The organism is Catenuloplanes atrovinosus (genome assembly GCF_031458235.1).
Taxonomy (GTDB): Bacteria; Actinomycetota; Actinomycetes; order Mycobacteriales; family Micromonosporaceae; genus Catenuloplanes; species Catenuloplanes atrovinosus.
Genome location: NZ_JAVDYB010000001.1, coordinates 7,037,727 through 7,050,431 on the forward strand (window position 1 = coordinate 7,037,727; position 12,705 = coordinate 7,050,431).

Annotated in this window: 11 protein-coding genes; 3 read left to right on the plus strand and 8 right to left on the minus strand. The window is 72.6% G+C overall.

Annotation, left to right across the window (positions count from 1 at the left end):
• Positions 1–28 precede the first annotated feature (28 nt).
• Complete coding sequence (locus J2S41_RS31385; protein WP_310373357.1) at positions 29–1,066, plus strand: glucose 1-dehydrogenase; 1,038 nt, start codon at positions 29–31, stop codon at positions 1,064–1,066.
• Between the two features lie 4 nt (positions 1,067–1,070).
• Here the strand turns inward: J2S41_RS31385 and J2S41_RS31390 are convergent, their stop codons facing one another.
• From J2S41_RS31390 to proB, 5 genes are all read right to left on the minus strand, one after another.
• A complete protein-coding gene (locus J2S41_RS31390; protein WP_310373359.1) occupies positions 1,071–2,381 on the minus strand; it encodes a DUF2252 domain-containing protein in 1,311 nt (436 codons plus the stop codon).
• A gap of 47 nt (positions 2,382–2,428) precedes the next feature.
• The gene (locus J2S41_RS31395) at positions 2,429–2,956 is read right to left on the minus strand and encodes an NADH-quinone oxidoreductase subunit B (RefSeq protein ID WP_310373360.1); all 528 of its coding nucleotides are present in this window, start codon (positions 2,954–2,956) and stop codon (positions 2,429–2,431) included.
• Positions 2,957–2,965: 9 nt separating this feature from the next.
• A complete protein-coding gene (locus tag J2S41_RS31400) occupies positions 2,966–3,814 on the minus strand; it encodes a siderophore-interacting protein (RefSeq protein ID WP_310373363.1) in 849 nt (282 codons plus the stop codon).
• A gap of 397 nt (positions 3,815–4,211) precedes the next feature.
• Positions 4,212–5,459 (minus strand): glutamate-5-semialdehyde dehydrogenase, encoded by a 1,248-nt coding sequence (locus J2S41_RS31405; protein ID WP_310373364.1) that lies wholly within the window; start codon positions 5,457–5,459, stop codon positions 4,212–4,214.
• A 15-nt stretch (positions 5,460–5,474) separates the two neighbouring features.
• A complete protein-coding gene (gene proB / locus J2S41_RS31410) occupies positions 5,475–6,575 on the minus strand; it encodes a glutamate 5-kinase (RefSeq protein WP_310373367.1) in 1,101 nt (366 codons plus the stop codon).
• Positions 6,576–6,636: 61 nt separating this feature from the next.
• Here proB and J2S41_RS31415 point away from each other — a divergent pair, with 61 nt between their 5' ends.
• Together J2S41_RS31415 and J2S41_RS31420 are read left to right on the plus strand one after the other, a co-directional pair.
• On the plus strand, positions 6,637–6,945 hold the full coding sequence (locus J2S41_RS31415; protein WP_310373369.1) for an MGMT family protein: 309 nt from the start codon (positions 6,637–6,639) through the stop codon (positions 6,943–6,945).
• A gap of 125 nt (positions 6,946–7,070) precedes the next feature.
• The gene (locus J2S41_RS31420; protein ID WP_310373370.1) at positions 7,071–8,492 is read left to right on the plus strand and encodes a gamma-glutamyltransferase; all 1,422 of its coding nucleotides are present in this window, start codon (positions 7,071–7,073) and stop codon (positions 8,490–8,492) included.
• A 790-nt stretch (positions 8,493–9,282) separates the two neighbouring features.
• On the opposite strand, the gene J2S41_RS31425 is transcribed toward J2S41_RS31420, so the two are convergent.
• The 3 genes from J2S41_RS31425 to J2S41_RS31435 all read right to left on the minus strand — a co-directional run bounded on the left by J2S41_RS31425 (position 9,283) and on the right by J2S41_RS31435 (position 12,685).
• Positions 9,283–10,101 (minus strand): prenyltransferase/squalene oxidase repeat-containing protein, encoded by an 819-nt coding sequence (locus J2S41_RS31425; RefSeq protein WP_310376659.1) that lies wholly within the window; start codon positions 10,099–10,101, stop codon positions 9,283–9,285.
• Positions 10,102–10,245: 144 nt separating this feature from the next.
• A complete protein-coding gene (gene moeZ / locus J2S41_RS31430) occupies positions 10,246–11,406 on the minus strand; it encodes an adenylyltransferase/sulfurtransferase MoeZ (RefSeq protein WP_374728184.1) in 1,161 nt (386 codons plus the stop codon).
• A 109-nt stretch (positions 11,407–11,515) separates the two neighbouring features.
• Entirely contained in the window at positions 11,516–12,685 is a 1,170-nt protein-coding gene (locus J2S41_RS31435; RefSeq protein WP_310373372.1) for a DUF3152 domain-containing protein, read from the minus strand.
• Positions 12,686–12,705: the final 20 nt, after the last annotated feature.

The following is a 12,705-nucleotide window of genomic DNA, read 5'->3' on the forward strand; positions in this document are numbered from 1 at the left end:
CGCCCCGCTTCGGGGAACACGGACGGACATGCGGGGACTCACCATCACGCCGGGCACCGCCGGCTCACTGCGGCTCGTGGACGATCTGCCGGAACCGGCGCCGGACGAGGGCGAGATCCTGGTCGAGGCGGTCGCGGTCGGCGTCTGCGGCACCGACCGGGAGATCATCGACGGCGAGTACGGCGAGGCGCCCGGCGACGGCGACCTGGTCATCGGCCACGAGTCGCTGGCCCGAGTGCTGGAGGACCCGACCGGCACGTTCGCGGCCGGCGACCTGGTGGCCGGCATCGTCCGGCACCCCGACCCGGTCCCGTGCCCGAACTGCGCGGCCGGCGAGTGGGACATGTGCCGCAACGGCGGCTACACCGAGCACGGGATCAAGGGCCGGCACGGGTTCGCGCGCGAGCGCTACCGGCTGGAGCGCGACTTCGCGGTGCGGCTGGAGCCCGGGCTGGGGCTCGCCGGCGTGCTGCTGGAGCCGGCCAGCGTGCTGGCGAAGGCGTGGGAGCACATCGAGCGGATCGGTGCCCGGTCGGTCTGGCGGCCGGAGAGCGTGCTGGTCACCGGCGCCGGCCCGATCGGGCTGCTGGCCGCGCTGCTCGGCACGCAGCGAGACCTGGACGTGCACGTGCTCGACCACAACACCGAGGGGCACAAGCCGGAGCTGGCCCGCGCGCTCGGCGCCACGTACCACTCGGAGCCGGTCGGCGAGGTCGACTTCGCGCCCGACGTGATCATCGAGTGCACGGCCGTGCCGTCGATCGTCCTCGACGTGATGGGCAAGGTCGGCCCGAACGGCATGGCCTGCCTGACCGGCGTCTCCGGCCCCGGGCGGCGCAACCAGGTGGACGCGGGCGCGCTCAACCGCGAGCTGGTCCTGGAGAACAACGTCGTCTTCGGCACCGTGAACGCGAACCGCCGGCACTGGGAGGCGGCGGCCGACGCGCTCGCCCGCGCCGACCGCGACTGGCTCACCGCCCTGATCACCAAGCGGGTGCCGCTCTCCTCGTACGAGGACGCCTACGCCGACCACAAGGGCGAGGTCAAGATCGCGCTGGAGTTCTGACCGGTCAGAGGCCGGGCAGCTTCCCGTTCCGGAACAGGTCCACGAACTGCTGGTGGTCGGCGCGCGCCCGGTCGCCGTAGCCGTGGGCGAACTCGACCAGATGCCGGATGAAGCCGGGCTCGTCGCGGTCGACCTCGGCCACGATCGCCTCCTCGGTGGAGAAGTCGACCAGGTCGTGCGCGGACTCGTCGTCCGCGACCGAGTGCATGCGGGCCACCGCGCGGCCCAGGTCGGCGACCACGCCGGTCAGCTCGTCGTGCTCGTTCACGTCCGACCAGTCCAGGTCCGCCGCGTACGGGGAGACCTCCGCGACGAGCTGGCCGACGCCGTCGATCTCGGTGTAGCCGAGCCACGGGTCCGCGTGCGCCTGGAGGGCCCGCTGCGACTCGGACGTACGGTGGCCCTGGTGCTTGAAGTAGCCGTGCACGGCGCCGTCGTCGATGTGCCGCGCCACGGCCGGGACCTGCGCCTGCTTCATGTAGATGACCACGTCGTTCTCGAGCGCCTGCGTGTGCCCCTCCAGCAGGATGTTGTACGACGGCAGCCCGGCCGACCCGATGCCCACACCCTTGCGCAGCACGATGTCCTTGATGTGCGCCTCGACCGGCCGGTGCCCCGCGGTCGCGGCCGGCAGCGTGCCCAGGTAGCGGGTGAACGCGTCGGTCACGATGGCCCGGACCTCGTCGTCGATCCGGTAGACGCCGTCGGCGAGCGTGAACCGCCGCTCGTAGTCGTCGATCGTGGTCTGCGCCGCGAGCAGGTCCACGCGCGTGTTGAGCCGGGCCTGCTGGAGCACCTTGAGCAGCACACCGTCCGCGTTCGCCAGCGTGATCGAGCCGATCGCGTCGTCGCCGCCGCGCGCGATCGCGCGCAGCTCGGTCAGGTAGGACCGGGCGAACGTGGTGACCAGGTCGCCGATCACGTCGTCGGAGAGCGCCTTGGCGTACCCGAGGAGCGCGATGCTGGCGGCGAAGCGCTTGAGGTCCCAGGAGAACGGCCCCACGTACGCCTCGTCGAAGTCGTTGACGTTGAACACCAGCTCGCCGGAGCTGTTCATGTACGTCCCGAAGTTCTCCGCGTGCAGGTCCCCGTGGATCCACACCCGGCTGGTGCGCGCGTTCAGGAACCGGTCGTCCGCGAAGTCGCCGGTCAGATCCGCGTAGAACAGCGCCGCACTGCCCCGGTAGAACGCGAACGGCGACGCCGCCATCTTCCGGAACTTCCGCCGGAACGCGGCCGGGTCGATCGCGATCAGCTCGCCGAACTCGCGCATGAGAACGTCGACGATATGCGCGGCACGCTGCTCATTTCCCATGGTCGCGAGGCTAACCCGGCAGCGCCAACTACAAGCTGTAATGCTCGTTACGGGCGCGGCGGCGGCACGATCGGGGCGGTGAGCGCGCGGGGGTCGGGGCGGGAGACCCCGCCGAGGCCGGACTCCTCGGCCGCGATCCGCTCCTGGAGGCGGAGGATGCCGTGCAGCAGCGCCTCGGGCCGCGGCGGGCAGCCGGGGACGTACACGTCGACCGGGATGAGCTGGTCGACGCCCTTGGTGACGGAGTACGAGTCCCAGTACGGGCCGCCGCAGTTGGCGCACGAGCCGAACGAGATGACGTACTTCGGCTCGGGCATCTGGTCGTAGAGCCGCTTGATGGCCGGCGCCATCTTGTCCGTCACGGTCCCGGAGACCACCATCAGGTCGGCCTGGCGGGGGCTGTGCGCGAACGGGATGACGCCGAGGCGCATGAAGTCGTGCCGGCCCATGCTGGCCGCGATGAACTCGATCGCGCAGCAGGCCAGCCCGAAGTTGAACACCCAGAGTGAATAGCGCCGCCCCCAGTTCAGCACGAACTTGATGGGCTCGCCGAGGACCTGCGGAAGACCGGCCACTCTGGCACCTTAGCGTGCGACGAGCGCGGCTTCCTCCTCCTCGACGCGCCGGTTCCACTCCGCCTTGGACGACTGCCAGCCGTCCTCGTCCGCGCCGCGGCGCCAGTAACCGGAGATGGACAGCCGCTCCATGGGCACGCCCAGCTCCAGCTTGAGCAGCCGGCGGAACTCCTTCACGAAGTTCGCCTCGCCGTGCACGAACGCCTGCAGGTCGCCGGCCGGGAACGCCGGGACGGCCGCGCGCACGGTCTCCACCAGCCTCTCGCCGACCACGGCGCCGCCGCGGTGCACCCAGACGATCTCGGCGAGCCCGTCCGTGGCCAGCTTCTGCTCCTCCTCGGGGCCGCTGACCTCGATGAACACCCGGGCCTGCGCGCCCAGCGGCAGCCGCTCCAGCGACGCGCCGATGGCCGGCAGCGCGCTCTCGTCACCGATCAGCAGGTGCCAGCCGGCGGCCGGGTCGGGCAGGTAGGCGCCGCCCGGGCCGAGCATGGTGAGCGTGTCGCCGGGGCGCGCGCGGTCGGCCCACGGGCCGGCGATGCCCTCGTCGCCGTGGTGCACGAAGTCGATCGCCAGCTCCAGCGTCCGCGGGTCCCAGGAACGCACCGTGTACGTCCGCACGCGGGGCCACAGCGCGCGCGGCATGTCACGGCGGACCACGGCCATGTCGAGCGGGCTCGGGTACTCCACTCCGTCCTGCGGGAAACAGAGCTTGACGTAGTGGTCGGAGAACTCACCGGCACCGAAGCCGGCCAGCTCGTCGCCGGTCAGCCAGACGCGGATCATGTGCGGCGTGATCCGCTCCGTGCGGGTCACGGTCGCGGTCCGCGCCTGCGGCGTGCGCCGGGGCTCAGGCATGCGGGGCCTCCCCAATCGAAGAATAGAACTAAGGCTAGCCTAACCATAAGCCGCCCTTGTCGCGCCAGCCCTTGTCCCCGCAATTTTCCGTGACCCGCGTTCCCATCCGGGCGACCCGCGAAGTGCCTGCCCAGGGCAGGGTTCCCGGCCGGAACCGCAATACACCTCACAAAACCAAGATCAATTCTTCGGCGGTACGGTAGGGCGCGGCAACAGGCTCAGGAATTCCGCCAGAAAGCGTTCCCGCAGGCGCGGCGGCCACGTTCAGCACCGCGTTCACGGTCGCGCCGGGCACGCCGCCACCGGTGGCCGCGGGAAACAGCCGGCCGCCGTGGATCGGCAGGTCCGCCTCGCGCAGCTCGGCCGGGCCCTCCGCGGCCGGGGCGCACCCATGCGATCAGCCTCGCAGGTGCGCGTCCCCGGTGACGACGTACTTCGTCGAGGTCAGCTCCGGCAGGCCCATCGGGCCGCGGGCGTGCAGCTTCTGGGTGGAGATGCCGATCTCCGCGCCGAAGCCGAACTCGCCGCCGTCGGTGAACCGGGTCGACGCGTTCACCATGATCGCGGCGGCGTCCACCCGCGCCACGAACTCCCGGGACGCCACCACGGAGTCGGTCACGATCGCCTCGGTGTGCCCGGTCGAGTAACGCCCGATGTGCGCGATCGCCGCGTCCAGCGACTCGACCACGGCCACGGAGATGTCGGCGGAGAGGTACTCGGTGGCGTAGTCCTCCTCGGTCGCGGCCACCACGCGCGGATCGTACGACGCGGTGTGCGCGTCGCCGTGCACGGTCACGCCGGCCTCCGCGAACGCGTCCAGCACGGCCGGCAGGAAGAGGTCGGCCACGTCCGCGTGCACCAGCAGCGACTCGGCCGTGTTACAGGTGGACAGCCGCTGCGTCTTCGAGTTGAGCGTGATCGCCAGCGCCTTCTCCAGGTCCGCGTGCCTGTCCACGTACACGTGGCAGTTGCCGACGCCGGTCTCGATCACCGGGACCGTGGACTCCTCCACCACCGTCTTGATCAGCGAGGCGCCGCCGCGCGGGATCAGCACGTCGACCAGGCCGCGCGCCCGCATCAACTCCTTCACCGAGTCGCGGGTGGCGGAGTCGAGCAGCTGCACCGCGTCGGCCGGCAGACCCTGCGCCTCGACCGCGTCACGCAGCACCGCCACGATCGCGGCGTTCGAGTGGGCCGCCGAGCCGGAGCCGCGCAGCAGCGCCGCGTTGCCGGACTTCAGGCAGATGCCGGCCGCGTCCGCGGTCACGTTCGGCCGGCCCTCGTAGATGATGCCGACCACGCCGAACGGCACCCGGATCTGCCGCAGCTCCAGCCCGTTCGCCAGGGTGGAGCCGCGCACCACCTCGCCGACCGGGTCGGGCAGGCCGGCCATGTGCCGCAGCCCGTCCGCCATGCCCGCGATCCGCGCCGCGTCCAGCGACAGGCGGTCGATGATCGCGTCGGAGAGCCCGGCCGCGCGGCCCGCCTCGACGTCCTTCGCGTTCGCCTCGACGATCTCGGCGGTGCGCGCCACCAGCGCGTCCGCCATCGCGGCCAGCGCCGCGTCCTTGATTGTGCGGGACGCGGTGGCCAGCGCGGCGGCGGCCGTGCGCGCCCGTCCCGCCTGCTCGATCACGCTCGACATCTTTTGGGAAACCTTTCAGAGGAGGACGAGGTCGTCGCGGTGGACGATCTCGCGTCGGTAGTCGGGGTCGAGATCCTTGGTGGACCGGCCGAGCAGCACCGGCAGCTCCACCGCGTCATAGTTGACCAGCCCGCGCGCCACCGGCACGCCGGAGCCGGCGTCGACCAGGTCGACCGGCTCGCCGGCCAGGAACGAGCCGTCCACGGCCGTGATCCCGGCCGGGAGCAGCGACTTGCGGCGCACCACGATCGCCTGCACCGCGCCCGGGTCCAGGTGCAGCCGGCCGCGCGGCGCGGTCGCGTGCGCCAGCCAGAACAGCCGGGCCGCGGGCTTGCGCGGCTCGCGGTGGAAGAACGTGCCGATCGGCTCGCCGGCCAGCGCGGCGCCGGCCAGCGGTGCGGCGGTGAGCACCACCGGGATGCCGGCGCCGGTCGCGATCCGCGCGGCCTCCACCTTGGTGACCATCCCGCCCGTACCCACGCCGGCCCTTCCGGTCTTCCCGATCGCGACGCCGGCCAGGTCGTCGCCGCCGCGCACCTCGTCGATCCGGCGCGAGTCCGGCTTGGCCGGATCGCCGGTGTAGAGCGCGTCCACGTCGGAGAGCAGCACCAGCAGGTCCGCCTCGACCAGCGCGGCGACCAGCGCGGCCAGCCGGTCGTTGTCGCCGAACCGGATCTCGTCCGTGGCGACCGTGTCGTTCTCGTTCACGATCGGCACAGCCCTCAGATCGAGCAGTTTGCGCAGCGTGCGGTACGCGTTGCGGTAGTGCGCGCGGCGGGTCACGTCGTCCGCGGTGAGCAGCACCTGCCCGACCGTGCGGCCGAACCGGGCGAAGCTCGCCGCATAGTGCCCGATCAGCAGCCCCTGGCCCACGCTCGCGGCCGCCTGCTGCGCGGCCAGGTCGCGCGGGCGGCGGCGCAGGCCGAGCGGCGCCAGCCCGGCCGCGATCGCACCGGACGAGACGAGCACCACCTCCCGGCCGTCGTCGACCAGCTTCGCCAGCGCGTCGACCAGCGACGACACCCGCTCCCCGTCGATCCCGCCGGCGGCCGTGGTGAGCGAGGACGACCCCACCTTGACCACGATCCGCTTCGCTCCGGTTACCGCTTCACGCACCCGCCCATTCTGCGCGCCCTCGTCCGCCCGGCCTTCCGCAGATCCCATATCGTGGTGCGACATGACCCCGGAGGAGTACGTCGAGGCCGTGCTCACGCTGGTCGAGAGCATCCCGCCGGGCCGGGTGATGTCATACGGCGCGATCGCGGACGCGCTCTACGACCGGTCCGGCCGCGCCTCCGCCCGCCTGGTCGGCACGATCATGGCGCGGCACGGCGGCGCGGTGCCCTGGTACCGCGTGGTGAACAGCGCCGGCCGGCTCCCGCCGCACCACGAGGGCCGCGCGCGTGAGCTGCTGGCCGCCGAGGGGCTGGTGTTCACCGGCGAACGGGTCCCGATGTCGCGGTACGCGTGGAATCCGCCGGCGTGAACCGCCCAGCGGAGCCCCATCACCAGCAACGCCGGACCGTCAGCGATCATCCCTCGAACGACTCGTGCGGGCGGATATCAGCGATCGTCACCCGATCACGCACGGGGCGGTTTACGCTGCCGCCGGTGACGACTACCCGAAGCCACCGACAGCCCGTGCCGCCCGCGGTCGCCGCCGGCCACCCCGCCACCGCCGAGGCCGGCCTGCGCGCGCTCGCCGCCGGCGGCACCGCCGCGGACGCCGCGGTCGCGGCCGTGCTGGCCAGCGCCGCGACCGAGAGCATCTTCACCGGGCTGGGCGGCGGTGGCTTCGCGATCTGGTTCGACGCCGCCACCCGCGCCGTGACCTGCCTCGACTTCTTCTGCGCGGTGCCCGGCCTGGACGGCGACGTGACGGCCGGCGACATGGTGCCGACCGATGTCGCGTTCGGCGCGGTGCCGGTCACGTACTCGATCGGCGGTGCCAGCGTGGCCGTGCCCGGCGTCCCGGCCGGGTGCGGCGAGGTGCACCGCCGCTGGGGCGCACTGCCGTGGGCCCGCGTGGTCGAACCGGCGACGCTCCTGGCGCGCACCGGCGTGGTGCTGCCCGCGCAACACGCGCAGACACTGATCGGCTGCGGCCCCGCGCTGTCCGTCGGCGACGGCGAGGCCGTCTACCGCCCCCGAGGCCGGTACCTGACCGCGGGCGAGCGGCTCTACCACCCCGGCCTGGAGACCGCGATGACCGAACTGGCCGAGGATGGCCCGTCCATCTTCTACACCGGACGGCTGGCCAAGCTGATGGTCGACGCGGTCCGCGCCAACGGCGGCGCGCTCGGTCCCGCCGACCTCGCCGCGTACCGGGTGAACGAACTCCCGCTCCGCGAAGCGCGCCTGGCCCGCCGCCACGTGCTCGCCCGCCACGACCTGAACGCGCTGATCGCCACGATCGGCACGCTCCCCGCCGACCTCGCCGACCTGCCCCGGCCGTCCCGCGCCGTCGCCGTGGCCCGCGCGCTCGCCGACCCGCACCCGCAGCGGCTCGGCGACACCACCAACGTGGCCGCGGTCGACGCGCACGGCAACGCCTGCGTCATCACCACCACGCTCGGCCTAGGCGCCGGCGTCTGGCTGCCCGGCCTCGGCGTCCACCTCAACTCCATGCTCGGCGAGGCCGAACTGATCACCGCCGACCTGGCACCCGGCGCCCGCATGTCCTCGATGATGTGCCCGCTGATCGTCCTCGACGGCACCGGCGAGCTGGTCCTCGCCGCCGGTTCCGCCGGCGCGTCCCGCATCCGTACCGCACTGATCCACACGCTGATCGCCACGCTCATCGACGACCTCGACATGACCGCCGCCATCGCCCGCCCCCGCTTCCACGTGGTCGGCCACGAGGTCCACGCCGAGGCCGGCGTCCCCGACGACGAACTGGACGCCCTCACCGCCGCCGGCTTCCCGGTCACCCGCTGGGACCACCTCAGCCACTACTTCGGCGGCGCCTCCGCCATCGGCCGCCCCGGCGCCGCCGCCGACCCCCGCCGCGGCGGTGCGGTAGCCCTCCTCTGACCGCTCCAAACCATGTTCCGCCACCGCTCCGCTCTGCTCACCCGCCGCACCTCGCCCTGCTCGCCCGGCTGACTCTGCTCTGCTTACCTGCCGGATTCGCACTGCTTACGCGGCTGGCTTCGCTCTGCTTACCCGCCGAGCCCGGCCCCGCCCACCGGGCCGGCTTTGCTCTGCTTACCCGCCGAGCCCGGCCCCGCCCACCGGGCCGGCTTTGCTCTGCTTACCCGCCGAGCCCGGCCCCGCCCACCGCGCAAGTCGGCGCTCTTCCCCTCCGCCGTGGTGATCTACCCGGCGCGCAGCAGCGGGTTGTTGATCCGGCGCACCACCGCGGGCACCGAATTCGACTTTGCACTGCTTACCTACCGAGTCTCGCCATGCTCATCTGGACCAGCGCCGTTCTTACCGGACGAACCGCCACCCCGGGTCGGCGGTCTGCACCAGGTAAGCAGAGCAAAGGCAGTCGGAGCGAGGCCGCGCCGGGCCGCGAGTGGATCAACCAGGCGGCGGGCAGGGGGCATGCACCGCCGCGCCGGGCCGCGAGCGGATCAGCCGGGCAGCCGGGCGCGGTGATCGCCGCGCTGGTGCGGGACGTGCGTGCGCCCGTCGGAGCGGCCCGGCTGGGAGGTGCGGGGGTGGGGTGACCAGAGGCGGGACCGGCTCCGATGCGGCGGTGGAGCGGCGGCGGAGCCGCCGCGAGGTTTGCCCGCGGGAGCGTGCGGATCGCACCACGCCGGAAGCGGGAATATCGGATTTGTTCGGAATGGCGTGGGGGTGAGCGGAGAACGGCAGGTCAGGGGCGGGTGGCGCGGATGGCGAGGAGGGTGGTGTGGACGTCGAAGGCGTCGCCGTCGTCGCTGGGCCAGCCGCCGTCGGTGCGTTGGGTTTCGCCGAGGCGTTGGCGGGTGGCGCGAGGGAGGGGGTCGTCGTCGGGGACGCCGGCGCGGCGGAGGGTGGCGGCGAGGTAGGCGGTGTCGCCGGGGCTGAGCTTGGGGAGGCGGTCGGCGAGGATGAGCTGCATGCGGGCGGCCTCGTAGAACATGTCCTGGCGGTAGAGGACGGCGGCGCCGAGGGCGCCGGTGATCAGGAAGGACGGCCAGCTGCCGTCCGGGCGGAGGGAGGCGGCGATGGCCCGGGCGGCGGAGCGGGCGACGCCGGCGTAGGCGCCGCCGAGCCGCGGGTCGAAGTGGCCGCTCTCGGCGGAGGCCCGGCCGCCGCCGATGATCAGCCAGTACGCGGCCAGCGCGGTCAGGTGCAGGCGGGCCTCCGGGTCGCCGGGGCGGGCCCAGGGTGGCGCGTCGCGCGCGTAGGACGCGTCCTCCTCCCAGGTGCCGTCCGGGCGCTGGCGGCCGGCGAGCCAGTCGAGCGCCTTGCGGCCGGCGGGGCGGCCGAGCGCGCCGAGGTCGTCGAGCTCGGCGAGGCGGAAGCAGGTGGCGTCGATCGAGGCGATCTCGCCGCCCCACTGGGCGGGCCAGCCGCCGTCGGGGGCCTGGCCCATCTCGGTGCGGGCGATCGCGTCGTCGGGCGCGGGTGCACCGGTGCGCAGGTAGGAGAGCCGGGCTCGATCCACCTGATCGCCGCGGGCAACCACGAAACCTATCGCGGCATCCATGTCGACCACCGCGCAAGGCTACCGCCGGAGTGGGTGATCCGCCGTCGTCGAGTCAGCCTTGGTCCACTATCCGTGAGGGGGATCTCGTCGAAAGAACAGCAAAATGCCCGCCTCCGGGTGGAAGCGGGCATTTCACGATAAGGCCTAGTATTCCGGGAGCGACGGGTCGATGTTCTTGACCCAGGAGACCACGCCGCCCTGGACGTGGACCGCGTCCTTGAAGCCGGCGGCCTTGACCGCGGCCAGCGCCTCGGCCGAGCGCACGCCGGACTTGCAGTGCAGCACGATCTGCTTGTCCTGCGGCAGCGTGGCGAGCGCCTCGCCGTTCAGGATGTCGCCCTTGGGGATGAGCGTGGAGCCGGGGATGCGGACGATCTCGTACTCCGCGGGCTCGCGCACGTCGACCAGGAAGATGTCCTTGCCGGCGTCCTGCCATTCCTTCAGCTCGTGCACGGTGATCGTGGAGCCGAGCGTGGCCTCCTGCGCCTCCTCGGAGACGGCGCCGCAGAAGTCGTCGTAGTCGATCAGACCGGTGATCGGCTCCGCGTTCGGGTCCTTCCGGATCTTGATCGTGCGGTACGACATGTCCAGCGCGTCGTAGACCATCAGGCGGCCGAGCAGCGGCTCACCGATGCCGGTGATGAGCTTGATCGCCTCGGTGACCTGGACCGCGCCGATCGACGCGCACAGCACGCCGAGCACGCCACCCTCGGCGCAGGACGGCACCATGCCGGGCGGCGGGGGCTCCGGGTAGAGGTCCCGGTAGTTCGGGCCGTACTGGTCCCAGAACACGCTGACCTGGCCGTCGAAGCGGTAGATCGAACCCCACACGTACGGCTTGCCGAGCAGCACGCACGCGTCGTTGACCAGGTAGCGGGTGGCGAAGTTGTCGGTGCCGTCGACGATCAGGTCGTACTGCCCGAAGATCTCGAACACGTTGTCGTTGTCCAGCGACGTGTTGTGGATCTGGACGTTCACGTACGGGTTGATCTCGCGCACGGACGCGGCCGCGGACTCCGCCTTCGGCTTACCGATGTCGGACTGCCCGTGGATGATCTGACGCTGCAGATTGGACTCGTCCACCGTGTCGAAGTCGACGATGCCCAGCGTGCCGACGCCGGCCGCCGCCAGGTACATCAGCGCCGGGGAGCCCAGGCCGCCGGCGCCCACACAGAGCACCTTGGCGTTCTTGAGCCGCTTCTGCCCCTCGACCCCGACGTCCGGGATGATGAGGTGGCGGGAATAGCGACGGATCTCGTCCACGGTGAGCTCGGCGGCGGGTTCGACGAGCGGGGGTAGGGCCACGATATGACTCCCCGAATCGATTGGGTATACGGAGGCCATTGTTGCTCGGGCGCCGCGACGGACGCCATGAGAAGGGACACGCGCCCGTACTGCGGGACAAGGGAATAGTTCACCTCGTGGGTTTGCCCGCGTAACGCCGGCCGGCCAGATAGGGCCACGCGTTCGCCAGGCATCCGCGCAGGCCGTAGGTCTGCTGCTGCATCACCGGCGCGGGCGACCCCGGCCCCGGGCAGGCCTCGTGCCCGTGCCCGAACTGGTGGCCGACCTCGTGGTTGACCGCGTACGCCCGATAGTCCGCCAGCGGCGCACCGTAGTCCGGGATCGCGGTCTGCCACCGCGCCACATTGATGATGACCTTGCCGGTCAGTCGGCAGGACGTGTATCCGGACGTGACCAGCCCGCCCGTCGCGCACATGCGTTCCGTGGTCTTCGGCGTGGCGAGGTGGATCGTGAACTCGGCGCCCTGCCCCTGCGCCACCCGCTGCAACCGGAACTGCCCGGGCGCGATCCAGCTGCGCGGGTCGCCCAGGATGCGGTCCACCTCGGCCGCGAACGCCGCGGCCGTGACGCCGGCGCCGCCCTCGGCCACCACGTGGAACCGGCGCAGCACGCCGGCCCGGCCCAGCATCGGGCCGGGACCCGGGGCGTACGTGAACCGGCCGCTCCCCTGCTGCGCGAACGCGCTGGTCTTCTCCGGTATGACGGTCTCCCCACCGGGCGGCGCGGCGGTGGCGGACGGCGTCCGGACGATCGGCGTCTTAATCACGGGGGTCTTGACGGCCGGACCGGACGGCACCGGTCCCGCGCGGCGCGCTCCCTCGGCCGACCGGGTGGGCGGCTCGGCCGGGAGCGCCGGCGCCGCCGTGCCGCCGGGCGCGCTGACCGGCCGGTAGTCGGGTCCTCGCGCGAGATCCACGCCGACCAGTGCGGTCGCGGCCAGCAGCAGTGCGATCACGCCGGTACGCCGGCGCTTGCGCCGCACCCGGATGGGGCCGGTGTCCCGCGTCGCCGACCGGGGCGTGGGCCGCCGGGCCGGCCCGGGGATGCGCACCGAGCCGGCGTCCTGGCGCAGCCGTCCGGACCGGCCCTCGGCCCGGGTCGCCGCCAGCGCGCGGGACATCGGCGCCGTGGGCAGCCCGAAGTTGTCCCGCCGCTGGCGGCGACGCTCCTCGGGGTCGAGGCGGACGCGCCGGATCGCGGCCGCGGCGGCCGCGCGTTCCGCGGGGGTACGGCCGTCGGCGGCTCCCAGGGAGAAGGATCGGTTACCGGGAGTAGCCATTGCCCTTCAAGATTGCCACC

Bases quoted from the DNA above. Each gene is read 5' to 3' on its own strand.
- J2S41_RS31400 (WP_310373363.1), bottom strand. From the start codon at position 3,814: ATGCCTGAGCCCCGGCGCACGCCGCAGGCGCGGACCGCGACCGTGACC.
- J2S41_RS31425 (WP_310376659.1), bottom strand. From the start codon at position 10,101: ATGGATGCCGCGATAGGTTTCGTGGTTGCCCGCGGCGATCAGGTGGAT.
- J2S41_RS31415 (WP_310373369.1), top strand. From the start codon at position 6,637: ATGACCCCGGAGGAGTACGTCGAGGCCGTGCTCACGCTGGTCGAGAGC.
- J2S41_RS31435 (WP_310373372.1), bottom strand. From the start codon at position 12,685: ATGGCTACTCCCGGTAACCGATCCTTCTCCCTGGGAGCCGCCGACGGC.
- J2S41_RS31385 (WP_310373357.1), top strand. From the start codon at position 29: ATGCGGGGACTCACCATCACGCCGGGCACCGCCGGCTCACTGCGGCTC.
- J2S41_RS31390 (WP_310373359.1), bottom strand. From the start codon at position 2,381: ATGGGAAATGAGCAGCGTGCCGCGCATATCGTCGACGTTCTCATGCGC.
- J2S41_RS31405 (WP_310373364.1), bottom strand. From the start codon at position 5,459: ATGTCGAGCGTGATCGAGCAGGCGGGACGGGCGCGCACGGCCGCCGCC.